At 72.8% G+C, this 25581-nt stretch carries 23 protein-coding genes; 10 read left to right on the top strand and 13 right to left on the bottom strand.

Features of this window, described 5'->3' with window-relative positions:
- Positions 1–41: 41 nt before the first annotated feature.
- Positions 42–3260: a BTAD domain-containing putative transcriptional regulator gene (locus tag M8C13_RS10915; protein WP_252480402.1), complete on the bottom strand. Its 3219-nt coding sequence runs from the start codon at positions 3258–3260 to the stop codon at positions 42–44.
- A 103-nt stretch (positions 3261–3363) separates the two neighbouring features.
- Here M8C13_RS10915 and M8C13_RS10910 point away from each other — a divergent pair, with 103 nt between their 5' ends.
- Positions 3364–5589 (top strand): ATP-dependent RecD-like DNA helicase, encoded by a 2226-nt coding sequence (locus M8C13_RS10910; protein ID WP_252480401.1) that lies wholly within the window; start codon positions 3364–3366, stop codon positions 5587–5589.
- Here M8C13_RS10910 and M8C13_RS10905 read toward each other — a convergent pair.
- The 4 genes from M8C13_RS10905 to M8C13_RS10890 all read right to left on the bottom strand — a co-directional run bounded on the left by M8C13_RS10905 (position 5574) and on the right by M8C13_RS10890 (position 7264).
- Positions 5574–5876, bottom strand: coding sequence for a hypothetical protein (locus M8C13_RS10905; RefSeq protein ID WP_252480400.1), 303 nt, complete (start codon positions 5874–5876; stop codon positions 5574–5576). The genes M8C13_RS10910 and M8C13_RS10905 overlap by 16 nt on opposite strands.
- Before the next feature lie 106 nt (positions 5877–5982).
- On the bottom strand, positions 5983–6192 hold the full coding sequence (locus M8C13_RS10900) for a helix-turn-helix domain-containing protein (protein ID WP_252480399.1): 210 nt from the start codon (positions 6190–6192) through the stop codon (positions 5983–5985).
- Entirely contained in the window at positions 6189–6815 is a 627-nt protein-coding gene (locus M8C13_RS10895) for a TetR/AcrR family transcriptional regulator (protein ID WP_252480398.1), read from the bottom strand. The genes M8C13_RS10900 and M8C13_RS10895 overlap by 4 nt, the downstream gene beginning before the upstream one ends.
- Before the next feature lie 41 nt (positions 6816–6856).
- Entirely contained in the window at positions 6857–7264 is a 408-nt protein-coding gene (locus M8C13_RS10890; RefSeq protein ID WP_252480397.1) for a DUF1761 domain-containing protein, read from the bottom strand.
- 51 nt (positions 7265–7315) lie between these two features.
- Between M8C13_RS10890 and M8C13_RS10885 the strand changes: the two genes are divergently transcribed.
- The gene (locus tag M8C13_RS10885; RefSeq protein WP_252480396.1) at positions 7316–7987 is read left to right on the top strand and encodes a helix-turn-helix domain-containing protein; all 672 of its coding nucleotides are present in this window, start codon (positions 7316–7318) and stop codon (positions 7985–7987) included.
- A gap of 129 nt (positions 7988–8116) precedes the next feature.
- Here M8C13_RS10885 and M8C13_RS10880 read toward each other — a convergent pair whose 3' ends face one another.
- Entirely contained in the window at positions 8117–9049 is a 933-nt protein-coding gene (locus tag M8C13_RS10880) for an alpha/beta fold hydrolase (RefSeq protein ID WP_252480395.1), read from the bottom strand.
- A gap of 66 nt (positions 9050–9115) precedes the next feature.
- Between M8C13_RS10880 and M8C13_RS10875 the strand changes: the two genes are divergently transcribed.
- Positions 9116–9910, top strand: coding sequence for a helix-turn-helix domain-containing protein (locus M8C13_RS10875; RefSeq protein ID WP_252480394.1), 795 nt, complete (start codon positions 9116–9118; stop codon positions 9908–9910).
- A 4-nt stretch (positions 9911–9914) separates the two neighbouring features.
- On the opposite strand, the gene M8C13_RS10870 is transcribed toward M8C13_RS10875, so the two are convergent.
- Complete coding sequence (locus M8C13_RS10870; RefSeq protein WP_252480393.1) at positions 9915–11018, bottom strand: type VII secretion protein EccE; 1104 nt, start codon at positions 11016–11018, stop codon at positions 9915–9917.
- 100 nt (positions 11019–11118) lie between these two features.
- Between M8C13_RS10870 and eccB the strand changes: the two genes are divergently transcribed.
- The 4 genes from eccB to bla are packed head-to-tail and all read left to right on the top strand — an operon-like array spanning position 11119 to position 15260.
- Positions 11119–12543: a type VII secretion protein EccB gene (eccB, locus tag M8C13_RS10865; protein ID WP_252480392.1), complete on the top strand. Its 1425-nt coding sequence runs from the start codon at positions 11119–11121 to the stop codon at positions 12541–12543.
- Entirely contained in the window at positions 12540–13202 is a 663-nt protein-coding gene (locus tag M8C13_RS10860; protein WP_252480391.1) for a response regulator transcription factor, read from the top strand. Before eccB ends, M8C13_RS10860 begins: the two co-directional genes overlap by 4 nt.
- Entirely contained in the window at positions 13202–14332 is a 1131-nt protein-coding gene (locus tag M8C13_RS10855) for a S8 family serine peptidase (protein ID WP_305883941.1), read from the top strand. The genes M8C13_RS10860 and M8C13_RS10855 overlap by 1 nt, the downstream gene beginning before the upstream one ends.
- 19 nt (positions 14333–14351) lie before the next feature.
- On the top strand, positions 14352–15260 hold the full coding sequence (gene bla, locus M8C13_RS10845; protein WP_252480390.1) for a class A beta-lactamase: 909 nt from the start codon (positions 14352–14354) through the stop codon (positions 15258–15260).
- Here the strand turns inward: bla and M8C13_RS10840 are convergent.
- The 6 genes from M8C13_RS10840 to eccCa form a co-directional block, all read right to left on the bottom strand.
- Complete coding sequence (locus tag M8C13_RS10840) at positions 15253–16053, bottom strand: transglycosylase SLT domain-containing protein (RefSeq protein ID WP_252480389.1); 801 nt, start codon at positions 16051–16053, stop codon at positions 15253–15255. The genes bla and M8C13_RS10840 overlap by 8 nt on opposite strands.
- A 12-nt stretch (positions 16054–16065) precedes the next feature.
- Entirely contained in the window at positions 16066–17343 is a 1278-nt protein-coding gene (locus tag M8C13_RS10835) for a WXG100 family type VII secretion target (RefSeq protein WP_252480388.1), read from the bottom strand.
- Positions 17340–17705 (bottom strand): hypothetical protein, encoded by a 366-nt coding sequence (locus M8C13_RS10830; protein WP_252480387.1) that lies wholly within the window; start codon positions 17703–17705, stop codon positions 17340–17342. Before M8C13_RS10830 ends, M8C13_RS10835 begins: the two co-directional genes overlap by 4 nt.
- 102 nt (positions 17706–17807) lie before the next feature.
- A complete protein-coding gene (locus M8C13_RS10825) occupies positions 17808–18131 on the bottom strand; it encodes a hypothetical protein (RefSeq protein WP_252480386.1) in 324 nt (107 codons plus the stop codon).
- Between the two features lie 22 nt (positions 18132–18153).
- On the bottom strand, positions 18154–18513 hold the full coding sequence (locus M8C13_RS10820; RefSeq protein WP_252480385.1) for a WXG100 family type VII secretion target: 360 nt from the start codon (positions 18511–18513) through the stop codon (positions 18154–18156).
- A 120-nt stretch (positions 18514–18633) separates the two neighbouring features.
- Entirely contained in the window at positions 18634–22602 is a 3969-nt protein-coding gene (gene eccCa / locus M8C13_RS10815) for a type VII secretion protein EccCa (protein WP_308202784.1), read from the bottom strand.
- Positions 22603–22725: 123 nt separating this feature from the next.
- On the opposite strand from eccCa, the gene M8C13_RS10810 reads away from it, so the two are divergent.
- The 3 genes from M8C13_RS10810 to M8C13_RS10800 are packed head-to-tail and all read left to right on the top strand — an operon-like array spanning position 22726 to position 25563.
- Positions 22726–23475 (top strand): WXG100 family type VII secretion target, encoded by a 750-nt coding sequence (locus M8C13_RS10810; RefSeq protein ID WP_252480384.1) that lies wholly within the window; start codon positions 22726–22728, stop codon positions 23473–23475.
- 34 nt (positions 23476–23509) lie between these two features.
- A complete protein-coding gene (locus M8C13_RS10805; RefSeq protein ID WP_374213054.1) occupies positions 23510–24469 on the top strand; it encodes a hypothetical protein in 960 nt (319 codons plus the stop codon).
- The gene (locus M8C13_RS10800; RefSeq protein ID WP_252480382.1) at positions 24466–25563 is read left to right on the top strand and encodes a polymorphic toxin type 44 domain-containing protein; all 1098 of its coding nucleotides are present in this window, start codon (positions 24466–24468) and stop codon (positions 25561–25563) included. The genes M8C13_RS10805 and M8C13_RS10800 overlap by 4 nt, the downstream gene beginning before the upstream one ends.
- Positions 25564–25581: the final 18 nt, after the last annotated feature.

Genomic DNA, 25581 nt, shown 5'->3' with positions numbered 1-25581 from the left:
GCAGGGTCCCGGAGTGCCTGAAACGTTATGCGGTCAATCGATTACGCACAGCCACCGGCAGGAGTCAGGGTGGCCAGCAGCGACTCGGCCTCGGCCACCAGGAAGTTGTCCTGGATCCGCCGGGCCAGCCCGGCCGCGGCGCGGGCGTAGGCGCGGGCCGGCCGGGGATCGCGGGCCGACCAGGCCCGGGACAGCGCCAGCAGCGCGTCCACCTCGCCGTAGTGGTTGCGGTCCCCGCGGTAGTGCTGCCGTGCCCAGCGCAGGCAGTGCAGGGCCTCGTCGGTCTGGCCGAGCCGGGTGTGCGCCTGGCCGAGCACGATCAGCGAGTGGTGCTCGGCGATGGTGTCCGCGCAGCGCCTGGCCAGCTCAAGGGACTCCCTGGCCAGTTCCAGGGCCTCGCGCGGGTTGCCGGTGTCCATGTGCAGCTCGGCCAGTTCGGCCAGCACGTAGCGCTGCGCCCAGTCCGCGCGCACTTCCCTGGTCACCGCGAGGGCGTGCCGGAGCCTGCGCTCGGCCAGCCCGCTCTGGCCCAGCACCCTGGCGTGCGAGCCCAGCAGGTAGAGCACCCACGGGTTGTGCGGCGGCACCGCGGGGTGCTGGGCGAGTTCTTCGGCGGCGTCCCGGTGACGCAGCGCCTCCTCGTGCTCGCCGAGGCGGTGGCAGACGTAGAACAGCGCGTTGAGCGTGGTGAGGTGCGAGATCGGGTCGTGCCGCTCGGCCTGGTGCAGCGCCAGGACGCGCAGCTCGTTGGCCTTGATCGCGGCCAGGCTCTGCTCGCGCAGCCGGTAGGAGCCGATGTCGGTGTGGATGGCGGCCGCGCCCGCGGTGAGCCCGGCCTCGGCGTAGCGCTCCAGCGCTCGCTGGTACAGCTCGACGGCCTGCTCGCGGCGTTCCCGGTACCGTTCCGCGTCCGCCAGGCTGATCAGCGCCACCACCTGCCCCGCCGGGTCGCCCTCGGCCTGCGCCGCGGCCAGGGTGGCCTGCGCGGCCGGCAGGCAGGCCGGGCTGGGGCGGAGCAGGAAGTAGTTGCGCACCACGCCCATCAGCCGCCAGGTCGCCGGGCGCGGGCCGTGCTCGGCGGCGTGCGCGATCAGCGCGGTGATGTTGCCGATCTCGGCGTCCAGCCAGTCGGTGGCCACCCGGTAACCGTCGAAACTCACCTCCGGCGGCACCGGCGGGGTCGGGGCCAGCGGCACCTGCCGCCAGTGGCCGTAGAGCGCCCACGAGGCGGTCTCCACGGTCTGGGTGTACCAGCCGTAGAGCCGCAGCACCGCCGCCGTGCGCTCAGCCGGGGCGAGCTCCAGGGCGGCGCGTTCGGCGGCGTACTCGCGGAGCAGGTCGTGCAGGGTGATCCGGTCGTTCGCGGCCGGGCGGATGAGGTGCGCGGTGCTCAGCCGCGCCAGCGCGTCCTCGGCCTCGGCCAGTGCACAGCCGGCCAGCGCGGCGACCGCCTCGGCGCTGAACTCGGCGATGGGGGCCAGGCCGAGCAGCCGGAACACCGCGCGGGCCGGTGGTTCCTGGGCCAGGTAGGAGCAGTCGAAGGTGGCCCGGACCCCGCTGAGCTCGTGCTCGCCGATCTCCAGCGCGCTGAGCCGGTCGCCGTCGAGCAGCTCGCCGACCATCCCGGACAGCGGCCAGGACGGGTGCGCGGCCAGGTTCGCCGCAGTGATCCGCAGCGCCAGCGGCAGCCGGGCGCAGGCGTTGATCAGCTCCGCGGCCGCGTCCGGTTCGGCGGCCAGCCGCTCGGCGCCGACGGTGGCCGCCAGCAGCTGTCCCGCTTCCTCGTCGTCGAGCACGTCCAGCACGATCGCGCGCACCCCGGCCAGCCGGTTGCGGCTGGTGACCAGGACCTGCGCGCCGGGGCCGACGGCCAGCAGCGGGCGGAGCTGCTCGTCGTCGAAGACGTTGTCCAGCAACACCAGCAGCTGTCGTTCGGCCACCAACGAGCGGTACAGGTTCGCCGCGGCCGACAGCTCGGCGGGCACCCGTTCGGCAGGCACGCCGAGTCCGCGCAGCAACCGGTCCAGCGCGGCCAGCGGGGTCAGCGGCTGGCCGGGGGTGTGGCCGAGCAGGTTGAGGTAGAGCTGGCCGTCCGGGAACTCCGCGCGCACCCGGTGCGCCCAGTGCACGGCCAGCGCGGTCTTGCCGACCCCCGCGGTGCCGGTCAGCAGCACCGGTTCGCTGCCCGGTTGCAGCTCGTCGAGCTCGGCCAGCGCGGCGGTGCGGCCGGTGAACCCGCCGATCGCGGGAGGTAACTGCGCCGGGCGGGGCACGGCCGCCGGGACCACCGTGGTGAAGGTGCTGTGCGCGGCGGGCACCTCGCCGCGCAGCACCCGCAGGTGCGCCTCGCGCAGCGCGGCGCTGGGCCGGACCCCGAGGTCGGTGTCCAGGCGGTCGCGGATGCCGGTGAAGACCTCCAGCGCGGCGGCCTGACGGCCCGAACCGGCCAGCGCGAGCAGCAGCACCGCGTGCAGGTCCTCGTGCAGCGGGTGCTCGGCGGCCAGCGGGCGCAGCACGCGCACCGCCTGCTCGGCCCGGCCCAGCCGCACGGCCAGCGCGCCGTAGGCCAGCGCGGCCTCGATCCGGCGCCTGCCCACCGCGACCGCCACCGGGTGCTCGCGCAGCCTGCCCGGCAGGTCGGCCAGCACCGGGCCGCGCCACCGGTTCAGCGCCTGCTCGTACTCGGCCAGTGCGGCCACCGGGTCGGTGCCGGCCAGGCTCTCCGCGCGGTCCAGGCCATCGGCGAACTCGGCCAGGTCGAGCTGGCCGGGGCCCGGGTTGAACAGGTAGCCGCCGTGCAGGGTGACCAGGCGGTCGCGGTCGCCGTCGGGCAGCTGCTTGCGCAGCCTGCTGAGGTAGGTGTGCACCAGGCTCTGCCGGGACTCCGGCGGCCGGTCGCCCCACAGCGCGTGGGTGATCTCGCCGTGGCTGACCAGCTGCCCCGCCCGCAGCGCGAGCAGGCCGAGCAGCAGCCGGGGCATGGCCGCCGAGGAGTCCAGCACGGTCGAGCCGCGGGAGAGCAGCAGCGGTCCGAGCACGCCGACGCGCAGCTCGCCCGGCTCGGGCAGCTCCGGATCGGGCAGGCCGACCACCGCGGCCAGCCGCCGCAGGGTGTCCCCGCGCGGGACCTTCACCTCGCCCTGCTCGACTCCGCGCACCGTGCGCACGCTCAGCCCGGCCCGCGCGGCCAGCTCCTCCTGGGTGAGTCCACTGCGCAGCCGGGCGGTGCGCAGCGCCGAAACCCACGGTGTGCCAGCCACCCCGCAATGCTGCCTGGGCCGGAGCTGGCCTGGCACACCGGGTCTGTGCCGGGCGTTGTGGTAGGTGTTCTCCTGACGGTGGCGCGGGGGAGGAGCAGCGGGGATGAACGCGGGCGAGCCGGTCCGGCAGGCGGTGCTGGAGGCGGTGCTGGAGCGGATCACCTTCGCCAACGAGGAGACCGGCTACACCGTGGCCAGGGTGGACACCGGGCGCGGCGGCGACCTGGTGACCGTGGTCGGCGCGCTGCTGGGCGCGCAACCGGGGGAGTCGCTGCGGCTGCGCGGCCGGTGGGGTTCGCATCCGCAGTACGGCAAGCAGTTCCACGTGGAGGACTACACGACGGTGCTGCCCGCCACCGTGCAGGGCATCCGGCGCTACCTGGGTTCCGGGCTGATCAAAGGCATCGGGCCGGTGCTGGCCGACCGGATCGTCGAGCACTTCGGCGTGGACTCCCTGGACGTCATCGAGCAGCACCCCGAGCGGCTGATCGAGGTGCCCAAGCTGGGCCCCAAGCGCACCAAGCTGATCGCGGCCGCCTGGGAGGAGCAGAAGGCGATCAAGGAGGTGATGGTCTTCCTGCAAGGGGTCGGGGTGTCCACCTCGCTGGCGGTGCGGATCTACAAGCAGTACGCGGAGAAGTCCATCGAGGTGGTCCGCCAGGAGCCCTACCGGCTGGCCAACGACGTGTGGGGCATCGGGTTCCGCACCGCCGACACCATCGCCAAGTCGGTGGGCATCCCGCACGACAGCCCGCAGCGGGTCAAGGCCGGGTTGCAGTTCACCCTGTCCGAGGCGACCGGCAACGGCAACTGCTTCCTGCCGGAGCAGGAGCTGATCAGCGAGGCGATCAAGATCCTCCAGGTGGACACCGGCCTGGTGATCGACTGCCTGGCCGAGCTGGTCGAGGAGGAGGGCGTGGTCCGGGAGCAGGTGCCCGGCGAGGACGCGGACGCCCCGGTGGGCGCGATCTACCTGGTGCCCTTCCACCGCGCCGAGGTCAGCCTGGCCGCCTCGCTGCTGCGGCTGCTGCGCGCGGGGGCGGACTGGATGCCGGACTTCGCCTCGGTGGACTGGGCCAAGGCGCTGGCCTGGTTGCACCGGCAGAACAAGACCGAGCTGGCGCCCGCGCAGGAGGAGGCGGTCAAGCTCGCGCTGACCAAGAAGGTCGCGGTGCTCACCGGCGGACCGGGCTGCGGCAAGAGCTTCACCGTCCGCTCGATCGTGACCCTGGCCAGGGCGAAGAACGCCAGGGTGCTGCTGGCCGCGCCCACCGGCCGCGCCGCCAAACGCCTCACCGAGCTGACCGGCCACCCGGCGGCCACCGTGCACCGCCTGCTGGAGCTCAGACCCGGCGGGGACGCCGCCTACGACCGGGACCGCCCACTGCCCGCGGACCTGGTGGTGGTGGACGAGGCGTCCATGCTGGACCTGTTGCTGGCCAACAAGTTGGTCAAGGCGGTCGGCCCCGGCGCGCACCTGCTGCTGGTGGGAGATGTGGACCAGCTCCCGTCGGTGGGCGCGGGCGAGGTGCTGCGCGACCTGCTGGCCGAGGGCAGCCCGATCCCGCACGTGCGGCTGACCCAGGTGTTCCGGCAGGCGCAGCAGTCCGGCGTGGTCACCAACGCGCACCGGGTCAACGCGGGCGAGCCGCCGGTGACCGACGGCCTGGACGACTTCTTCCTGTTCCCGGTGGAGGAGGCCGAGGCCGCCGCGGAGCTGACCGTGGACGTGGTGGCCCGCCGGCTGCCGAAGAAGTTCGGCGTGAACCCCCGCCGCGACGTGCAGGTGCTGGCCCCCATGCACCGCGGCCCGGCAGGCGCGGGCGCGCTGAACCTGGTGCTGCAGGAGGCGCTGACGCCCAGCCGCCCCGACGTGCCGGAGCGCCGCTTCGGCGGCCGGGTGTTCCGGGTGGGGGACAAGGTCACCCAGATCCGCAACAACTACGACAAGGGCGCCAACGGCGTCTTCAACGGCACCCTGGGCGTGGTGGTCGCGCTGGACAACGACGAGCAGAAGCTCACCGTGCGCACCGATGAGGACGAGGACGTCGACTACGAGTTCAGCGAGCTGGACGAGCTGACCCACGCCTACGCGGTCACCATCCACCGCAGCCAGGGCAGCGAGTACCCGGTGGTCGTCATCCCCCTGACCACCAGCTCCTGGATGATGCTGCAACGCAACCTGCTCTACACCGCGGTGACCCGGGCGAAGCGGATCGTGGTGCTGGTCGGGTCGCGGCGGGCGATCGGTCAGGCGGTGCGCACGGTGGGCGCGGGCCGCCGCCACACCGCGCTGGCCTGGCGACTGCGCGATCACGCCGGCTCGTAACGCAGCGGCACCTCGACCCCGGCCCGCCGGAACAGCCCGGCCACGATCTTGTTGAGCATCCGGTTGACCGCGGCGGAGTCCTTGGCCCGCAGCATCTCGGCGGTGAGGATGTGCCGGGAGTCCTGCCAGGGCTCGCCGGGGTGGAAGACGGTGAGGATGACGGTGACGCCGTAGGGACGCGGGGTGGCTTGCACGCGCCAGGCCGGGCCGGTGGGCGGGACCAGCGGGATGCGCTGGGTGCTCCAGGTCCAGGAGTGCATGCAGTAGAGGAGCTGGTCGGTGGTCACGCCCTTCATGGTTGGCTTTGCCAGGCTGGCAAGGTAAATCCGCAGCGTCGCTCGATAGGGTGAGATTTCCTTGCCCCGCAACGCTTTTTGCCAGCCCGGCCGCGGCTCAGGCCTCGAACCCCAGCGCTCGCATGTAGACCGCGAACGGTTCCCCGGCCGGAATCACCCTCGCCGCCTCGAACTCCAGCACGTCCGTGGTGCGCATCCCGGTGCGCCGGGCCAGTTCCGCGGCGGTGACCCCCTGGGTCTCGCGGGCCTCGCGCAGCACCTTGGCCAGGTCCTCGGCGTCTTCGCGCGGGGTGAAACCGTTCGTCATCGCTGCTCCTTGCCGTGGTGGTTGAGGGCGTGCTCGCACAGGGCGAGCAGTTCGCGGGTGTAGCCGGGCAGGTCCAGGTCCGGCTGGGTGAGCAGGTGCTGCAACGCGCCGGAGAGCAGCTGCCGGATGATCACCGCGACGGTGCCGGGGTCGAACTCGCGGAACTCGCCCGTGCGCTGTCCGCGTTCCAGCACCTCGGCCAGGCCGGCGAGCTCGGCGGCGTTGTTCGCCGCGACCCACCGGCTCAGCGCCTCGGGATGACCCTGGAGGATCTGCACCAGTGCCCGCATGTGCGTGCGGTGGGTGTCGTAGAACCTGATGCTGCCCTCCAGGTACCCGCGCAGGGCGTGCCAGGCGGAGGTGGCCTCCGCGCTTTCCGGGCGCACCACCGCGCCGCCGGTGGCGTAGACCTCGGCGACCACCTGGCCGATCAGGTCGTCCTTGCCGTCGAAGTGGTAGGAGATCAGTCCGGGGCTGCTCAGCCCGGCCCGCCGGGCGATCTGCGCGAAGGATGCCTTGGCGTAGCCGAGTTCGGCGATGGTCTCGATCGCGGCGAGCACGATCTGCTTGCGGCGGGCGGCCTCGGTGAACGTCAGTTCGCTCGACCCAGGATTAGGTTGCACAACCTAAATCTAGTGCATTCATCAAACCGGCCCGCGGCGGGCTAGAACAGGCCGATCACCAGCGACATGGCGAGGAAGAGCACCAGCTGGTAGCCGCAGTTGATGAGGGTCAGCTTCGGCGGCTTCAGCTCGAAGGCGTTGTGCTGGAGCAGTGTGGTCGCCGAGAACGTCAACCAGGCCACCAGGCCGACCAGCAGCGCCAGGCCCACTGACTTGTCGCCGGTGGCCGCCGATGCGATCTCGATGCCGGCCGCCAGTCCGACCGCGGTCACGCTGTTCGCGATGAGGAGCTGGACCATGTTCCGCCTGCTGGCCTTCTTGGACCGTTCCGGGGTCAGGCCGGTCAGCTTCCACCACACGAACACAAAGCCGATCTTGCTGTACCACAGGCCCGCCACGGCCATGCCGACCACGATCGCGAGCACGGTGGCCAGCCAGTTGATCTCCATGGCGCAACTCCCTGGTTGTCCGGACGCCGGAGCGTGATAAAATCAACCGCAATGGAAAAAGTCAAGCGCTCTGCTGGTCGCTCCTACGGTCAGTACTGCGGAGTCGCCCGCGCCTTGGACGTGGTGGGCGACCGCTGGAACCTGCTGATCGTGCGCGAGCTGCTGCCCGGCCCACAGCGCTACAACGAGCTGAAGACCTCCCTCGCGGGGATCGCGACCAACCTCCTGGCGGAGCGGCTGCGGAGCCTGGAGGGGAACGGGATCGTCGAGCGGCGGCTCGGCGATGCGGGAGTCCTCTACGCCCTGACCCCGTGGGGCGCGGGGCTTCGCGAGCCGATGGAGGCGCTGGGCAGGTGGGGCGCGCCGCTGATGACGACCGGACGTGACGGCGACTCGTTCCAGCCGCGCTGGCTGGTGGTCGCGCTGCCCGCGCTGCTGCCAGGCGTGACCGCGACTCCCGCGCTCGAGCTGGGCTTCGAGGTCGACGGCTTCCTCGTTGTCCTGCACATCGATGAGAACGGTCCGCGCGCGGTGACCAAGCCCGACCGCCGGCCGGAGACGGTCCTGGCGGCCGAGCCGGAGGTTGTCGTCGGGCTCGCGGCCGGTGCGCTCACGGTCGACCAGGCGGTCTCGGCGGGACGCCTCCAGGGTGATGTGGAAGTGCTTCGTGGAGCTTTTCCCGCTGGGCGGGCTACCGCTCTGCCCGCGGCCGATTCCCGCTAGCCGACGCTGCTTGTCGGCAGGTCGACCGTTGTTGTGCTTGTGAATTTTGCCAGCGTGATTATTTCAGTGTTGATCGAAATTAAGCCGCGAAACGGCAAACGACAACCCCGCCGAGATCGGCCGAACGGCTCAGCGGGCCTGGGTGGCGAACTCGTGCAGGAGAGCTCCGGTGGCCCCGGGGTCCTCGAACATGGGCGTGTGGCCGACCCCGTCGAGGATCTCGACCCGGGCGCCGGGCACCCGCCGGTAGTCCTGGGCCGAGGACGGCTGCCACCGCCGGTCCCGCGCGCCGAAGACCACCAGGGTCGGCAGGCCGATCGCGGTGAGCCGGTCGGGAAGGGGCCGTTCGGTCAGGAACGTGCTGGCGGCTTCGTCGGTCGCGGTGAGGGCGCGGTAGGTCATGCCGCGGATGTCGGCGATGAGCCGGTCGGGGACGGGCACCTCGCGGGTGAACGCGGTGCCGACCGCCTCGCGGATCATGCTCTCGGTGCGCAGTCGCCAGAGCAGCTCACCGAGCACCGGGGTGGTCAGCAGGTCGGCGGTGGCGCTGTTGCCGAGGAAGGCGTCCAGCCGGGGGCCGGTGGAGATCAGCATGATCGCGGCCACCAGGTCGCGGCGCCGCTCGGCCAGTGCGGTGGCGACGTAGCCGCCGGTGGAATGGCCGACGATGGTCGCGCGGCGGATGCCCAGGTGATCCAGCACGGCGGCGATCCGGTCGGCCTGCTCGGGAATGCCGTAGCCGGTAAGGGGTTTGGCCGATCCGCCGTGGCCGAGCAGGTCCAGCCGCAGCACGTGCAGGTCGCGCATACCCGGCAGCACCGGATCCCACCAGGCCGTCGAGCCGGTCAGTCCGTGCAGCAGCACTACCGCGGGCGCGCCGGGCGGCCCCTCCCGCGCGAAGTGGATGTCCCCGCCGGGTAGGCGCACGATCCGCGCGCCGGTGGCTTCGGCGGTCTCGGTGCGTACGGCCACCGTGTTCGCCGCGAGCAGGAGGGCGAGACCGCCGAGGGCCAGCAGGGTGATCCGCCTTCGCCGTCCGCGTGGGGTGGGTTTCTGGTCCATGGCGACACCTTCGCGTTGGGCGGGGCGCGGGGTCTTGGAGAAATGTCCACGGCCTAGGGTCGGGGTGTGCGAGACACCGCCGCCTGGGAGATCGCGCGACCGGCGCGGACGCGGCCCGGTGCGGACCTGGCCGGGTTCCGCATTCCCGGCGACCGCCCGGCCGAGCTGCGGGCCATCCCGCATCCGGCCGTCACCGTGGCCATCGAGTTCAGTGGCCGTCCGGTGGCCGTGGGCGGGCGGCGGATGACCAGCGTGGTCGCGGGGCTTGGCTTCAGCGTGTTCCGGGTGCGGGCTGAGGGGGTGGATTGCGTGCAGTTGCGGCTGTCCCCGTTGCTGGCGCACCCGGTGCTCGGGCTGCCGCTGGCGGAGTTGCGCGGGCAGGTGCTCTCCCTCGATGACCTGTGGGGCCGGGGCACGTCGGCGCTGCGCGAGCGGTTGCACGACGCGCGCACCTGGCCGGCGCGGTTCGCGCTGGTCGAGGCCGAACTGGCGGCGCGACTGGACGCGGGCCGGACGGTTGATCCCGAGGTGGCCTGGGTGTGGCGGGAGATCCTGGGCAGCCACGGCCGGGTGCGGGTGCGCGAACTGGCGGCGCGGACCGGGTGGAGTCGTCAGCGACTGTGGTCCCGCTTCGGCGCGCAGATTGGCCTGACCCCCAAGCGCGCGGCCATGCTGGTCCGCTTCGACCACGCCGTGCACCGCCTGGTGCGTGGGCACAGCGCCGCGCGGGTGGCGGCGGAGGGCGGTTACGCCGACCAGTCCCACCTGCACCACGAGATCCGCGCGTTCACCGGCACCACCCCGGTGGCCGCCGCGGGTGAGCCGTGGCTGGCGGTGGACGAGCGGGCGTGGCCGGGCTGAGCGGTCAGGGCGTCAGGGCCAGCGGCAGGGTCGCGATGGTGTGCCGGTCCTGGCGGCCGTCCACCGGGACCACCGGCACGCCAAGGCTTTGCGAGGCCCGCTGCGGGCTCAGCCACAACCCGTCCGCCGCGACCCCGACCCGCACCCGCGCCCTGGCCACCAGCTCGCCGCGGGCGGCCCTGGACAGCGTGTAGGAGGTGCAGGTGAACATCGCCTCCGGCGCGCACCGGCCCAGCAGCGACACCGCGTCCGCCGGATCCTTCGGCACGAAACAAGCCTGGCGCAGCCGACCCACCGAGACATCGCGCCAGGACTCGGTGACCCGGTGCCGGGCGGTGCCGTCGTTGGCCACCGGGCCGGAGACCACCTCCGGGTCCGCGCCGAGGGCGACCAGGAGCTCCTGGTGCAGTTCCAGGGTGTCCAGGGCGGTGGCCGGGTAGCCGGCTTCGGCGAGCTGGCTGACCAGGCGGTGCGCGGCGCTGGCGATGGCGCGGCGGCTGCCTTCCTCGCCGCCGCCGCGGGCCAGTGCGGCCAGGGGCTCCTCGGCGGGGCGGTAGCGCAGGGACAGCCAGTGCACCCGGATCGGGGTGGCCGCGCCGGTGCTGGCGGGCAGGCCGGGGACGGCCCAGATGGTGAGCTGGGCGCTGGTGAGCCGGATGCCGGAGCGTTCGTAGGCCTGGTGGAGCAACCGGGTCAGCGCATCCGGCGCAGGGTGTGCGGCCGGCGCGATTCGCACCATCGTGCAGAAACTGCCGTCGGAGTCCAGTGTTGCCACTCCTACCCTGTTGCCGGCGCGGTCGACCTGGGTATGCACGGACAGGTCGGGCAGCAGGGCGCGCAGCGGCGTGGCCGCCTCGCGGGCGGCGAGCCTGCGACGGCGGTGCCGGAAGCGCAGGTAGAGGGCGGCCCAGCGGTAGGCGGGCAGGCCGCGAACGCGGAGCAGGGTAACGGCGAGGGTGATGGTGGCGACGCTGAGGGCGAGGATGCTCCACGGTCCGAAGGGGACGATGGTGCCGAGCACGCCCAGGGCCGCGATCTCCGCGACGGCAATTGTGCCCGCACCCAACGGCACCACCCGTCCCCGCCGGCCGGTCGAGAGAACGCTCATCCGCATGCACCACCGAGTGTTTGGGAATTCCTTGCGGCACAAGGATTTCAGTCAACAGATGACCGGAACTGTCCGTGGTGATCGATAGTATTGCGCAGCAGTGCGACGGCGCGAGGGGGCGGCGGTGTGGACCCAGAAGGACCAGGTGCAGGCATACCAGTTCCTGCGCAGGCGGCTGGTCTCCGCGCTGGTGGCCGGGGACGCCAACCATCCGGTCTCGCCGAGCAGGCGGCTGTTGCTGGGCACGGTGCTCGGGATCGCGGTGGCGCTGCTGGTCACCGCGGTGTTCGGGATCATCGGGGTGCTCAGCCCTGCACGGGCCGCGGAGTGGAAGCAGGGCGGCCAGGTGATCGTGGAGAAGGAGACCGGCGCCCGGTTCGTGCTCGGTGAGGGCGACCTGCTGCACCCGGTGCTGAACTTCGCCTCGGCGCGGCTGCTGGCCGGTGGCAACGGGGATCGCACGGTGACCGTGCCCGCCAAGACCTTGGCTGATCTGCCGAGGGGTGCGACGGTGGGGATCGAGGGTGCGCCGGACTCGTTGCCGGAGACCGGGCGGCTGCTGGGCGGGCCGTGGACGACCTGTTCGCGCGGTTCGGCCGATCTGCCCGCCAATGTGGAGCCGGGGTCGAGTGTGTCGGTGGGGCGCGCGCCGGGTGGTCGGGAGCTGCGGGCGGGGGAGGGGCTGCTGGTGCGGCTGGCCTCCGGGGAGCGGTTCCTGTTGACCGGTGGGCACCGGTTCAAGCTGGCCGATGAGCGGGCGGTGGTGGCGCTGGGGTATGAGCCGGTGCGGGCGCTGCCGGTGGCGCGGAACTGGCTGAACACGGTGCCGGTCGGCCGGGACCTGGCGGTGGTGTCGTTGCGGCAGGCGGGATCGCCGGGTCCGCGACTGGGCACTGTGGACACCCGGGTGGGGCAGGTGCTCCAGGCCGAGGGCGTGGCGGACGGTTTTTACGTGGTGCGCGCGGACGGGGTGGCGCCGGTGACCGAGACCGAGGCCAGGCTGGTGCTGGCCGCGCCCGGGAACGCCGCGGCGTATCCGGACCGGCGGGCGCGGGTGCTGCCGGTGCCCGCGGCGGAGCTGGCCGAGGCGCCGAGGGCGGAGAGTTCGGGGGAGCGGGAGCCGACCGGATATCCGTTGCGGCGGCCGGAACCGGTGTCCCTCGGCGGGTTGCCCGGCACGGTGTGCGCGAGCGATTTTGGGGCCACCGGGGCGAAGCTGACCTATGGCGACGCCGGGGCCTCTCCGTCCACTGTGGACGATCGGGGGCGGGTGGCGGACGTGGCGCTGGTGCCGGGCGGGGCCGGGGCGCTGGTGGCTGATCAGCCCGCGCCGGGGGCGTCCTCCGGTGCGGTGTACCTGGTGACCGATGCCGGGGTGAAGTTCCCGGTGGCGGGCGGGGAGTCGGTGCAGGCTCTGGGATACGGGGCGGTGGCCAGGCGGCCGGTGCCCGCGAGTGTGCTGGCGTTGTTGCGGACCGGTCCGGTGCTGGACCGTGCCAAGGCGCAGGAGGTGGTGGCGCGGTGAGCGGAGCGCGGATCAGGGTCGGGGTCATCGAGGATCATCCGCTGTACCGGGCCGCGGTGGCCAGGGTGCTGGCGGACGCGCCCGATGTCGAGCTGGACGGGGTGGCCGAGTCGGTGGCGCAGTTCGCCGCGCGGCGCAGCGGGTCCGGTTCGGTGGTGGTGCTGGACCTGAAGCTGCCGGGGGTGCGGGACGCGGCCGCGGTGATGGAGGTGGTCGGCATGGGGCACCGGGTGCTGGTGGTCTCGGCGCACGCCGGGCAGTCGGAGGTGCTGGGCGCGATCGCGGCCGGGGCCAGGGGGTATCTGTCCAAGGACAGCGACGGGGACGAGATCCTGCGTGCGGTGCGGGAGATCGCGGCCGGGAACAGCTATGTGTCGCCGACACTGGCCTCCTACGTGCTCAACGCCTCGCGGGACCGCAACAACGGGCCGGTGATCGAGCTGTCGGTGCGGGAGCGGCAGGTGCTGGCGTTGCTGGCGGCGGGGGAGCGGGACCAGGACATCGCGGAGGCGATGGCGATCAGCGTGCGCACGGTGCGCTCGTATCTGGACCGGATCCGGGACAAGACGGGCTGTCGCCGCAGGCCGGAGCTGACCCGGTACGCGATCGAGGAAGGGCTGGCGCACAGCACACCCGCCGACTGGGCGGGCCGGGCCTGATGAGGCGGCGCGCCGGCCTGGTAGCGGTGTGCGCGTTGTGCGCCTTCGGTTTCACCCCGGTGGCGGTGGCGCAGCAGTGCGCCGCGCCCGCCGGGAACTACGGCGGCCCGGTGAACTGGGCGCAGCGGTTGATCGGCGCGGATCGGTTGTGGCCGTTGACCGAGGGGGCGGGGCAGCGGGTCGCGGTGGTCGCGCCAGGGGTGGAGGCGGCCGGGCAGCTGGCCGGGCGGGTGCGGGAGGCGCAGGCCGACTGTGACGGGCGGGGCACGTTCGCGGCCGGGATCATCGCGGCGCGACCGGATCCGGACACCACGTTCGCCGGGATCGCGCCGGGCAGCCAGGTGCTGGCGGTGCGGGTGCCGCAGGCCGATCCGGACTCCCTGGCCGCGGGGATCACCCGCGCGGTGGAGGGTGGCGCGACGGTGGTCGCGGTGGTGAGCCCGTCGGCGAGCAGCAGCGGCGCGCTGTCGGCCGCGGTGCGCAACGCGTTGTCCCGCAACGTGGTCGTGGTGGCCGCGGCGGCGGGGGACAAGCCGTCCACCCGGACTTTTCCCGGTGCGCTGCCGGGGGTGCTGGCGGTGGGCGGGATCGACCAGAACGGTGCGGCGGTGTCGGCGGAGTCCGGGGAGCACCTGGGGCTGGCCGCGCCGGGGGCGGACCTGGTGAGCGTGTCCGCCGGTGGGCGCGGGCACCGGTGGGGGGTGGGCGGTCCGGCGTTCGCGGCGGCCTACGTGGCTGGTGCGGCGGCGCTGGTGCGCGGGTATCGCCCCGAGTTGTCGGCGGAGCAGGTGCGGACCCGGTTGCTGGTGACCGCCAGTGGCGCTGGTGGCGGGCATGATCCGGTGCTGGGCTGGGGTGTGCTGGACGCGTACTCGGCGGTGACCGCGGAGCTGCCGGCAGGGGTGTCGGCGCCGGTGGCGGGGGCGCGGCCGGAAGCGGGGGCGCGGCCGACGGTGGCGATCGCGGCGGGTCCGGCCGAGCCGGTGCGGCACGACCGGCTGCCGGGCGCGTTGGCGGTGCTGGGAGTGCTGGCCGCGGGCGTGGCGGTGGTGGCCACCGCGGCGGTGCGGCGCGGCCGGTCGCGGGGCTGGCGGATCGGCGGGGACGGGGCGGGCGCGCCCAGCAAGTGATCTTGGGTAGGGTCGGGGCATGTCGTCGATCTTCAGCCGTCGCGCGTTCCTCGGTGCGGCGGCGCTGTTGCCACTGGCCGCCTGCACGATCGAGGAGAAGCCTGCCGTCATCACCAGCGCGCCGCCGCCGTCGACCGCCGCCGCGCCGCAGCGGCACGACCGGCTGGCGGAGCTGGAGCGGGAGTTCGACGCGCGGATCGGGGTGTACGCCCTGCACACCGGCACCGGCGCGACCATCGAGCACCGGGCCCAGGAGCGGTTCGCGTTCTGCTCGACGTTCAAGGGCCTGGCCGCGGCGGCGGTGCTGGCGCGGCACCCACTGTCCTATTTGGACACCGTGGTGCGTTACGGCAAGGAGGAGCTGCTCAAGAGCGCGGTGGTGACCAGCAAGCACGTGGCCACCGGGATGAGCCTGCGGCAGCTGTGCGATGCCGCGGTCCGCTACAGCGACGGCACCGCGGGCAACCTGCTGCTGCGCGAGGTCGGCGGCCCGGCGAAGCTGACCGAGTACGTGCGGAGCCTCGGGGACACGGTGACCAGGATGGACCGCACCGAGCCCGCGCTCACCGAGGCCACGCCAGGCGATCCGCGCGACACCTCCTCGCCGCGGGCCCTGGGCGAGGACTACCGCAAGATCGTCCTGGGTGACGCGCTGCCGGAAGATCGGCGGGCGTTCCTGCGGGACCTGTTGGAGCGCAACACCACCGGTGGTCAGCGCATCCGGGCGAAGGTGCCCGCGGGCTGGACGGTGGCGGACAAGACCGGCACCGGGGACTACGGCACGCTCAACGACATCGGCATCGTGTGGCCGCCAGGGGGCGCGCCGCTGGTGGTGGCGGTGATGTCCAGCAAGGCGGCCAAGGACGCGGAGTACAAGCAGGCGGTGGTCGCCGAGGCGGCGGGCTACGTGCTGGGCGAGCTCACCTGACGTTCGTGCCGGTGAACAGCCGCAGGATGATCTGGCGGTACTGCTCGGCGTGGTGGCGGTCCTGGCGGAGGTAGTTCTCCCTGGCGGTGGTGACGTTTCCGCCGGTGCGGTCGATCTCCTCGGCGGCCTCGCCGAGGGTGCCGGCCAGACCGGACAGGGTGGCCGCGTGGGACTGGGCGGCCTGCCGGGACTGCGGGATCTGACCGAAGGCGTCGCCGGGCAGGGTGCTCGCGGTGAGGTTGCCGCGCACGGTGTTCAGGTCGGCGGCGGCGGTGTGCAGGGTGCGGGCCAGCGGGCCGAGGGTGCCGCCGGCGGCGTGGAAGGACTGGCCGTTGCCGCGGGCCGCCGAAGTGGGTGCGGGAGTGGGCACAGGTGCGGGTTCGGCCTGGTGGACGGGCTGGACCGGGTTGCCGGTGACCAGGCCCGAGGCGGCGCGGGCGCGGTCGAGGTAGCGCTGGTAGTCGCCGTTGGTGTAGGTGGACCACTGGCGGAAGCTGGTGCCGTTGCCGGAGATGGCGTAGGCGTTGGCCGCGTTGGTGGCCGGGTCCAGGTTGGCGGTCTCGTCGCGCTGGGCCTGTTCGCGGGCGGTGCCGTGGCCGGGGTTGAGCGAGCGGATCTGCCACAGCCCCACCGAAGGACCCCACTTGCCGGTCTCCAGCGCGACGTCGCCGATGGCGTCGGTGCGCCCGCTGGACTCGGCCAGCGCGACCGCGACCGCGGTGTTGAGCATGTCGCCGCGGAACCCGGCGTCCCAGGCCAGCTGCGCGATCTCCTGGTCGGTGAGCCTCGCCATGGCCGGGGCCTCCTAGTAGCGGAAGGACGGGGGTTCGGGGCGGTCCTCAGGCTCCTCGCCGATGACCTGCGGGGTGATCACCGCGGACTCGCCCCACACGTCCTCGGTCTCCACCAGCCAGGGCGGGATCCGGCGGCCACCGGCGAGGTCGCCGCCCATGCCGCCGCCCATCGGCATCATGGGCATCATCGGCATGCCGCCAGCCATGCCCTGGGCGGAGCCGGCAGCCGCCGCGGCGGCGCCCATCGCGCCTGCCATGCCCCTGGCGGCGGCTGCCGCGCCCGCCGCTCCGGCCAGCCCGGCCGCGGCCTGCGCCTGCGTGCCGGATCCGCCAGGAGCGCCGATCTTGCCCAGCCCGCCCGCGCCGCCACCGCCGCCGAGTTTGCCCAGTCCCGCACCGAGTCCGGCACCCAGCCCGGCCGCGCCCGCGCCGAGCTTGGCCGCCTCCGCGCCGATCCCGGGAGTCACGGGGGTCCCGGGGGTCGCGGTGCCCGGCTGAACCTGCTGCTGCGGATCGGGTTTCTTCGCCCAGTCCGGCACCTTGGGCAGCGCAACGGCGAAGCGACCCGCCGCCGCGGCCGAGGCAGCCGCCAGTCCGGAGGCGAACATGCCGCCGAACAGCGGCGGCTTGACCGGCGCGGCGGCCCCCGCGCCGGGGTGGTCGGTGCCCTGTGGGCCGGAAGGCACTCGCCCGGCAGGGGACTCGGGAATCGAAGCTTGCGCGACCCGGTACTGGTTGGCCAGGTCTTCCATGATCAGCACCGCGCGGGCGTGGTTTGCGTTGGCCACCTGCGCGGCCTGTTGCTGCTGGCGGACCGCGGCCACCGCCTCGGCCTGCTGCGCCGCGACCCGCGCGGCCAGTTCCGGGGAGGTGCCCGGACCCAGCTGGATCGGCGCGCCCGCCATCCGCAGCGTGGCCGCGGAGACCTCGGGCACCTCGGTCGGCGGCGGCATGGTCGCCTGGGCCTTGATCAGCGCTTCCGCGGTGTCGTGGGCCAGGTCCCGCATGGCGTGCGCGGCCTCGGCGGTGCGCCGCAAACCGGTGGCCAGGTCGGTGATCATCGACTGGTACTGCTCGGCCGCGCCGCCGCGCCACTGGTGCCGGAACCGGGCGAGCTGCCCTTCCAGGTTGCCCGCCTGCTCGTGCAGCCGGGAACCGACCGCGTCCCAGGCGTCGGCGGCCGCGCGCATGGTCTTGGGCTGGCCGGCGTGCAGCATGTCGTAGAGCTGGCGGTGGCTGTAGCGGGCGAAGTCGGTCTGTCCGTCGCTGGCGAAGTGCACGGGGGTCACAGCCTCCCCGGGTCGGTGCGCGGGTCGGAGATCTGCAGCACGTTGCCGAGGTTGATCAGCGCCTGCCCGGCCTGCTGGTCCTGGCGGCGGTAGGCCTCGGCGATGGTGTGCGTGACGTCCTCGGCGAAGTCGATGGCCTGCCCGGCCCGCCCGAGCAGGGCGTGCATCTCCTCGGCCGCGGCCAGGTGGTGCGCGCCGAGCAGGTCGGCCTCGGTGAACTGGCCCAGCTGGACCTCGCGTTCGGTGAGGCCGCCGAGGTGGGCCAGCGGCTGCGCCATGCCGGTCAGCTGGGTGCCCAGCTCGCGGGCGAAGTCCACCAGCGACGCCAGGTGCACGGCGAAGGAGTTGTTCTCGGTGCTCACCCCTGCCCCCTCGGTTGTGGTCGGTCACGCGGGCCGCGGACCCTGCCCAGGGCGAAGATTTCCGGGTCTGCCCTGGGCAGGGGCCAGCGGCTGGCGGGGATGTCAGCCGCTGGGGAACAGGCCCGCGTTGGTGCGCTCCATGGCCATCTGGTCGGTCATGGCCTTGCCGGTGTTGGCGGAGAAGTTGCGGATGACCGCGACCATCTCCGCGATGGCCGAGCGCAGGTCGTTCTCGGCCTGCTGGGCCTGCGCGCCCGCGGCGCTGCCCGAGCGGTACCAGGTGTTGCGCAGGTAGCCGAGCGAGCCGTCCAGCTCGTGCATGTGCCGTTCCAGGGCGTTGGCGCGGTTGGACAGCGCGTCGGAGCTGGCGGCGAGCTGGCTGAAGTTGACGGAGACGACGTCCCCGCCGCTGCCGGTGGAATGCATGGGCGTTGGTGTCCTCTCCCGGTCAGGAGCCAGCGAGGCGGTTGAACACGGATCCGGCCGCGCTGTTGGCCGCGGCGCCTGCCACCTTGTTGATGTCGTCGGTGGCGTTGGTGTCGCCGGTGTTGTAGTTGCGGCTGACGTCGGTCATCAGGCTGGACATCCGGTCGAGGGCGGCGGTGGCCTTGGCCATCTTCTCCTGCAGCGTGGTGTGCAGCTGCTGGAAGGCGGCGGCCTGGTTGCCCTGGTAGGAGTTGCTCAGCGCCCAGCCGAGGTCGTTCTGGAGTCCGGTCATGGTGGACTTGGTCGCGGTGGCGGACTGGTGGAAGCCGCTGATCGCCTTGGTCATCGCGGCGGCATCGGCCTCAAAGCCGGGACCGGCCATGGGCGAACCACCTCCTCTCATTCACCGGGGTGTTTCCTGGTGTCGAGCCTAGGTACGGAGTTGTTGCCGCCCAACGGCACAAGTGCCGGTCGGGGTGGCGGTAGTTGTACCCACACCGGCTCAGCTGCCCGGTGTCCAGGCGACCTGGACGAGCTGGTTGCCGTGCCGCCGGGACACCAGCTGGCCCCGGCCGGGCGGCTGGGGGGAACAGCGGACATCGCCCAGCAGCACGCCTTCATCGCGCGAGCCGGACATGACCAGGCCGGGGGAGCCGAGCTCCTTGATGCGCATCAGCACCGGGTCGTAGATGCCGCGCGCCGCGCCGCCGCTGCCCCTGGCCACCACGAGGTGCAGGCCGATGTCCCTTGCCTGGGGCAGGAACTCGACCAGTTGCAGCAGCGGGTGCGTGGTGCCGCCCGCGGTGGCGACGAGCTCGTAGTCGTCGACCAGCACAAAAAGATCAGGGCCTGTCCACCAGTCCCGGCGGCGCAGCTGGTCCGGGGTGACCTCGGGGCCAGGCAGCCGGGCGCGCATCGCCTGCACCACTTCAGCGAGCAGCCCGTCCAGCACCGGGGCGCTGCCGGCGTAGCCCAGCAGGTGCGGGCCGTCGACCGCGCCGAGCATGCCACGCCGGTAGTCCACCACCAGGATCGCGGCTTCCTCGGGGGTGTAGCGGGCCATGATGCCGTTGGCGATGGTGCGCAGCAGCCCCGATTTCCCGCCTTCGACGTCGCTGAAGGCCAGGAAGTGCGGTTCGGTCTGGAAGTCCAGGAACACCGGCGACAGGTCGTTCTCGGCGATGCCGAAGGGCACCTGCTTGCCCGGATGCTGTTGCGGGGCAGGCAGATCGCTGGCCGGGAACTCGTGGGGGAGCAGACGCACCTGTGGCGCAACGGATCCGGGCCAGGCGGCGGTGATCTTCTCGACCAGGTCGGCGGTGCCCGCGGTCACCGACTCGGCGAACTGGGCGCCGTCGATGCGGGGGAGCGCGCCGAGGAAGTGCAGCTTGTCCGGGGTCAGTCCGCGGCCCGGGGTGCCGGCGGGCACGTTCTGGGCGGCGCGGCGGTCGATGGCGGAGTCGCTGGGATCGCCCAGCCGCAGCTCGTAGCGGGTGCTGATGGAGTCCCGCAGCGGCGGCCGTACCGCCATCCAGTAGTTGGCCGCGATCACCACGTGGATGCCGAAACCCAGGCCCCTGGCGGCCAGCCGGGTGATCGACTCCTCCAGCTGCTCGTACTCCTCGCGCACCGTGGTCCAGCCGTCCACCACCAGGAACACGTCGCCGAACTCCCGGTCGCCGAGCTCGCTCTCCTGGATCTCCTTGCGGCGCTGGCGGAAGGTGGCCATGGAGTCCACCGCGTGCCGGGCGAACAGCGCCTCCCGCTCGGCCAGCAGGGTGGACAGCTCGGCGACCATCCGGCGGCAGGAGTCGGCGTCGCGGCGCACCGCGTAGCCGCTGACGTGCGGCAGCCCGGCCACCGGGCCGAGCGCGCCACCGCCCATGTCCAGCAGGAAGAACTGCACCTCCACCGGCGTGTGGGTCAGCGCCAGCACGCCGATCAGGCTGCGCAGGAAGGTGCTCTTGCCGCTCTGCGGCGCGCCCACCAGCAGCACGTGCCCGCCCGCACCGGCCAGGTCGGCCCACATCAGGTCGCGGCGCTGCTCGAAGGGTTTGTCCACAATGGCCAGTGGCACGGTGAGCTTGCCGTTGCCGCCCCAGCCGATCGGGGACAGGCCACGCTCGGGATCGGCGCCCAGCGGCGGCAGCAGGTGGTCCAAGGTGGGCGGCTCGTCCAGTGGCGGCAGCCAGATCTGGTGCGCGTCCGGGCCCTTGCCGATCAGCCGGTCGATCATCGCGCCCATGATCGTCTCCCCGGTGGCGGCCGGCACGGCCTCGGCCGCTTCGGCCCGCACCGGTTCGACGATCTCCACTCGTTCCAAGGAGTACGGCAGCACCTGGCGGCCGGGCGCGGTGGTCTCGCCGCTGCTGCCGGACTCCCTCGGCGGCAGGTCGCCGGAGACGTAGGCGGCCTTGAACCGTTGCAGCGTCTCGGTGTCGCTCTTGAGGTAGGCCGAGCCGGGGATCGCGGGCAGGTGGTAGGCATCGGGCACGCCGAGCACGGTGCGGCTCTCCGCGGCGGAGAAGGTGCGCAGCCCGATCCGGTAGGACAGGTGCGCCTCCAGCCCGCGCAACCGGCCCTCCTCCAGGCGTTGCGAGGCCAGCAGCAGGTGCACCGCGAGGCTGCGGCCCAGCCGGCCGATCATGACGAACAGGTCCACGAACTCCGGGCGGCTGGAGAGCAGCTCGCTGAACTCGTCGATGATCAGCAGCAGCGAGGGCAACGGAGCCAGCGGCGCGCCGTTCTCCCTGGCCCGCTCGTAGTCCCGGACCGAGGCGAAGTTCCCGGCCGCGCGCAACAACTCCTGGCGGCGCAGCATCTCACCGTTGAGCGCGTCGGCCATCCGGTCGACCAGGGTGAGGTCGTCGGAGAGGTTGGTGATCACCGCGCAGGTGTGCGGCAGCCCGGTCATCCCGGCGAAGGTCGCCCCGCCCTTGAAGTCGATCAGCGCCAGGTTCAGCGTCTCCGAGGAGTGGGTCACCGCCAGCCCGGTGACCAGGGTGCGCAGCAGCTCGCTCTTGCCGGAGCCGGTCGCGCCGACCACCAGCCCGTGCGGTCCCATGCCGTTCTCCGCGGACTCCTTGAGGTCCAGCTCCACCGGCCTGCCCTCCGGATCCAGGCCCAGCGGCAGCCGCAGCCGCTCGCGCGGGGTGCGCGGCCGCCAGGTGACCTCCGGGTCCACATCGCGCGGATCACCCAGCCCGAGCAGCCCGGCCAGGCCGAAGGTGGCGCTCACCGGCGCCTCCGAGGGCGCGGCCACCCCGTGGAAACGCGGGGTCAGCGCCCTGGCCAGGGCCTCGGCCGCGGCGGTGGAGAGCCCGTCGGGCTCGCCGAGGTAGGCCACCCTGGACTCCGCGCCCTCGCCGGTGACCATGCCCATCCGCTGCGGCGAGACGTGCAGCCGCAGGCTTTCCGTGCCGGGGGTGTCGATGGGCACCTCGTGGCCGACGTCCAGCACCGTGACCCCGTGCTGCCCGCCCACCGGGGCCAGCCGAGGGTCGCCGTAGGTGCGCCCGCCGTCGACCACGAGCAGGATGTGCGGGGCGTCGTAGCCCATCCCGGCCCGCCTGGTGAACGGCGGCCGGTCACCGAGGTCGTTGCCCAGCAGGTCGGCCAGCGTGGTCAGGTCCCCGGCGACCAGGCGGGCCGGGCCGACCGCGTCCGCGGCGGTGGCGTCCTGGGCGTGCGGCAGCCACTTCACCCACTCCCAGTCCGCGCGCCGGTCCGCGGCCACGCAGACCGCGATCCGCAGGTCGGCGGGGGAGTGGAACAGCGCCGCCTGGGCCAGCAGCGCCCGCGCCAGGTCCAGCACCACCGCGCGCGGCCCGCTGACCCCGATCCGGGCGAAGGAGCGCAGCGACACCGACACCGGCAGGTCCGGCACGGTGGCGTAGGCGCGGATGAAGTGCCGCAACGAGGTCGAGGACACCGGGTCCAGCTCTTCAAGGGGCACCGTCTGCGGCGCGCGCAGGGGAGTGGCCAGCCGCTGCGGCCCGCGCCCGGCGCGCAGCTGCCCGAAGGAGGTCGCCGAGCGCCGCCGTTCCCACAGCCGGTCGCCCTCGGCGAAGGTCCACAGGTCGGCCGGTTCGGGATGGGAGTCGAGCAGGTGGGCGCGCTGGGCGGCGGCCACCTCGCGGACCTGTCTGCGCAGGTTGGCCAGGTACTGCTGGTAGTCCCGCCGCTCCTCGTTGATCTTGGCCTTGTTCTGCGAGCGTCCCTGGGCCAGCGACATGACGATCATGCCGATCATCACCACCACGAACAGGCCGCCGAAGACGTAGGTCATCACCCCGCCGCCGCGTCCGATGTAGACGAAGGACATCGCGCCCATGCCCAGCATCATCGGCAGCATGAACAGCAGGCCCATCATGCCCTGGTTGCCGCCCTTGGCCAGCATGGGCGGGGACTGCAGGGTGATCTCCCCCGCGGGCGGCTCGGGGACCCGTCGGCTCTTCCGCGCGGTCTGCACCCAGCCGATTCTGGTCACTTCGGCCCGCGCGCTGGTGGGTACTTTTGCCGTCCGTGCGCGGAGCCGGGGCTCCTACTCTCGCTGGGGAGCACATGACCGGCGAGGTGGGAGGGTGAGATGGCCGTGAGCCTGCCAGGGTTCGACGCCAGCCCCGAGGAGATGCGGTCGGTGGCCGGCAACCTCAGCGGCATCATCATGCAGGCGGCCAACGCGGTCGGCGCGCTGCGCTCGATGCGGGTGAACCCCTCGGACTTCTCCGCCCTCGGCGCCGCGGTCGGCGCGATGAACGCCAAGCTGGAGGCCACCCAGGTCAGCTCGCTGAACACGCTGCTCTCGCTGTTGCAGGAGTTCAACGACAACGTGCGCAAGGTCGCCGACACCTACCAGGACCACGACCGGCGCATCGCCGACGTCTACGCCGGCAGGCAGTCGGAACTGGCCGCGGTGTCCTCCACCCTGTGGAGTTCGCCGAATGCCGAGAGGCTGGCCGCCGCCGCGACCGGTGCCAGCCTCTCCGGCGCGGCCCAGCCCGCCTCGGTGGACAACGTGCTCGGCTACCTGCGCACCGCCGGGATAAGCGACCTGGGCGAGCGCTCCTTCACCGACCCGGTGGCCTTCGCCCGCTGGCTGGACACCGAGGCAGGCAACCAGCAGCGGGCCGGGGTGATCGGCGTCTACGCCGGGCTGGCCCGCGACCTCGGTGACGTGCCGGGCGGCGTCCGCGCCGGTGACATCGTGGTGCTGGCCTTCGACCGCGACCCGGTGGTGGCGGTGGCCGGCGAGCGCGGGCAGCTCTACAACAACGGCCTGGTGCGGCCCAGCTTCACCGGACTCGCCGACACCCGGGTGTACCGCCCGATCTCGGCGTCCTGACGCCGGCCGAGCAGAGGAGATCCGCGTGACCGCGATGGCCTTCCCCGTCAGCGCCGCCATGGACGTCACCGCCAAGGGCGGCGGGCCCGGCACCTTCCTCAACTGGATCATCAACGGCAACCCCGGCCAGATCCTCAAGCACGTCACCGACCTGCTGGCCAAGGCCAACGAGTTCGCCCAGCTCTACCAGCAGCTCAGGCAGGCGGGGGAGCAGCTGCGCAAGGTCTGGCGCGGCCCGGCCTCCGGCGCGGCGGGCAAGAAGATCACCAACTTGCTGGAGTCCTTCACCAAGATCATCTCGGTGGTGAAGGAGGTCGCGCAGAAGCTCGGCCTGGCCGCCTCGATCATCCAGAAGGCCCAGCTGGCCTTCAAGACCATCGTCGCCGCGATCAACCCGACCGTGGCCGGGCTGATGTCCAACCCGTGGACCTACGCCGCCGCGGTCGCCCTGTCCACCGCCACCAGCGGTGCGCTGAAGGGCTTCCTGGCCGCGCTCGGCGCGCTGCTGAAGTCCCTGGGCGCGGTGGAGCTGGCCGCGAAGCTGACCACCATGGCCGAGGTGCTGGGCCAGCTGGAGAAGCTGGTCGGCCTGGTCACCGGTAAGGACGGCGCGGCCCCCGCGCCCGGTGGCGCCCAGCCGACCACGTTGCCCGCCAAGGACTTCACCCAGTACCAGCCGCCCGCCCTCGGCGGCGCGCAGCCCGGCGCCACCCAGCCCGGCAACGGGCAGAACATGTGGATCCCGGTCGACCCAGCCACGCCGAACCCCTCGACTCCCGCCCCGAGCGCGTCATCGCCCGGCATCCCGAACCCCGTGCCGTCCCCCAGCGGTCACGGTACGGGGTTCGGGGTGAGCGTCACCGTGACCACTGGCGAAGGCAGTGCCACGGTGACCGCGCCCTCGGGGCGGGACACCATCGTCAACGCCACCGTCGGCGGCACGCCGATCAAGGTGGCGATCGACGGCGACGGTGACGGCAAGGTGCCGGCATGACCACCGCGGTGGGCAGCCCGGTCTCGGCCGTGCTGGCCGGCTACGCCGCCGCGCTGCGCCAGTTCCAGGTTGTGGTCACCGGCAACCCGGCCGCGCTGGAGGCAGAGGCGACCCGCCTCACCGGCCTCGCCGACCGACTGTCCACAGTGGCCAGTGCCACCCTGGAAGCCGCGCGCCGGGCCAACAGCGGCTGGCGCGGACCCGCCTACGCCGCCTTCCTCGCCCTGGTGGAACGCTGGAGCACCGGCCTGCGCATCGGTCAGGAACAGCAGCTGCGGCAACAGGCGGAGAAGCTGCGCGCGGCCGCGACCGTGCTGCGCAAGGCCCGCGCCGCCATGGACAAGGTGCTCGCCGACTTCACCGAACGCGGCCGCAACGTCGAACGCATGTCGGTCTCCGCCGCGATCTACAACGGCGACCTGCGCCCGTACCTCGTGCACGCCAACGCCATGGGCGAGGTCGCGGTGCTGGCCGCCCGCAAGATCGTCGCCCAGCTCGGCGCCGAGCTCACCGCGCTGTTCCCCGCAGGCGCCGCACCGCCCCCGCGCACCCCGTTCCAGCGGCTGGTCGACTACATCACCAACGAGATGAGCTACAACGGCCGCTCCCAGACCGCGGCCGGCCTGCACCGGCTCAACAACCCAGGCTGGGGCGGGCTGCTGGAACCCCTGACCAGCACCCGCGACAAGACCCACGCCCTCGGCCTGTTCACCTGGCTGGTCCGGCCGGGCGGGCCGTGGGACCACAAGGGCGAGATCCGGCAGCTGATGGGCATGAACCGGCACACCGGTTTCCTGACCGGCATCGACGGCACCACCCTGAAGATCCGGCACGACTTCTGGTCCAACCTGCACTACGGCTACGTCGGCTCCGCCGCCGGGTTCAGCGGCTTCGAGCTGCACCAGGGCGCCAACGCAGCCGACCTGGCCAGCGGGCACTGGACCGACCCGGCCGACCAGTACGCGGTGGAGATGGGCATCCAGCTGTTCCGCCAGGTGCCGCCCGAGCAGCTGACCCCGGACCTGATCCGCCAGTACATCACCGACCCCACCCGGCTGAACGAGCTGCGCCAGCGTGGCTCGATCACCCCGTAACACTCCACAAAGGACGGT

This window comes from Crossiella sp. SN42 (assembly GCF_023897065.1).
GTDB lineage: Bacteria > Actinomycetota > Actinomycetes > Mycobacteriales > Pseudonocardiaceae > Crossiella.
Note: the sequence above shows the minus strand (reverse complement) of the source record. Positions and strands in the feature narration are given on the sequence as shown.

What these genes read in the sequence shown, in the direction of transcription:
- M8C13_RS10885 (WP_252480396.1), top strand. Translation starts at nt 7,316, where the DNA reads ATGGAAAAAGTCAAGCGCTCTGCTGGTCGCTCCTACGGTCAGTACTGC.
- M8C13_RS10880 (WP_252480395.1), bottom strand. Translation starts at nt 9,049, where the DNA reads ATGGACCAGAAACCCACCCCACGCGGACGGCGAAGGCGGATCACCCTG.
- M8C13_RS10800 (WP_252480382.1), top strand. Translation starts at nt 24,466, where the DNA reads ATGACCACCGCGGTGGGCAGCCCGGTCTCGGCCGTGCTGGCCGGCTAC.
- M8C13_RS10870 (WP_252480393.1), bottom strand. Translation starts at nt 11,018, where the DNA reads ATGAGCGTTCTCTCGACCGGCCGGCGGGGACGGGTGGTGCCGTTGGGT.
- M8C13_RS10805 (WP_374213054.1), top strand. Translation starts at nt 23,510, where the DNA reads ATGGCCTTCCCCGTCAGCGCCGCCATGGACGTCACCGCCAAGGGCGGC.
- M8C13_RS10890 (WP_252480397.1), bottom strand. Translation starts at nt 7,264, where the DNA reads ATGGAGATCAACTGGCTGGCCACCGTGCTCGCGATCGTGGTCGGCATG.
- M8C13_RS10840 (WP_252480389.1), bottom strand. Translation starts at nt 16,053, where the DNA reads ATGGCGAGGCTCACCGACCAGGAGATCGCGCAGCTGGCCTGGGACGCC.
- M8C13_RS10910 (WP_252480401.1), top strand. Translation starts at nt 3,364, where the DNA reads ATGAACGCGGGCGAGCCGGTCCGGCAGGCGGTGCTGGAGGCGGTGCTG.
- M8C13_RS10855 (WP_305883941.1), top strand. Translation starts at nt 13,202, where the DNA reads ATGAGGCGGCGCGCCGGCCTGGTAGCGGTGTGCGCGTTGTGCGCCTTC.
- M8C13_RS10825 (WP_252480386.1), bottom strand. Translation starts at nt 18,131, where the DNA reads ATGCATTCCACCGGCAGCGGCGGGGACGTCGTCTCCGTCAACTTCAGC.
- bla (WP_252480390.1), top strand. Translation starts at nt 14,352, where the DNA reads ATGTCGTCGATCTTCAGCCGTCGCGCGTTCCTCGGTGCGGCGGCGCTG.
- M8C13_RS10820 (WP_252480385.1), bottom strand. Translation starts at nt 18,513, where the DNA reads ATGGCCGGTCCCGGCTTTGAGGCCGATGCCGCCGCGATGACCAAGGCG.
- M8C13_RS10900 (WP_252480399.1), bottom strand. Translation starts at nt 6,192, where the DNA reads ATGACGAACGGTTTCACCCCGCGCGAAGACGCCGAGGACCTGGCCAAG.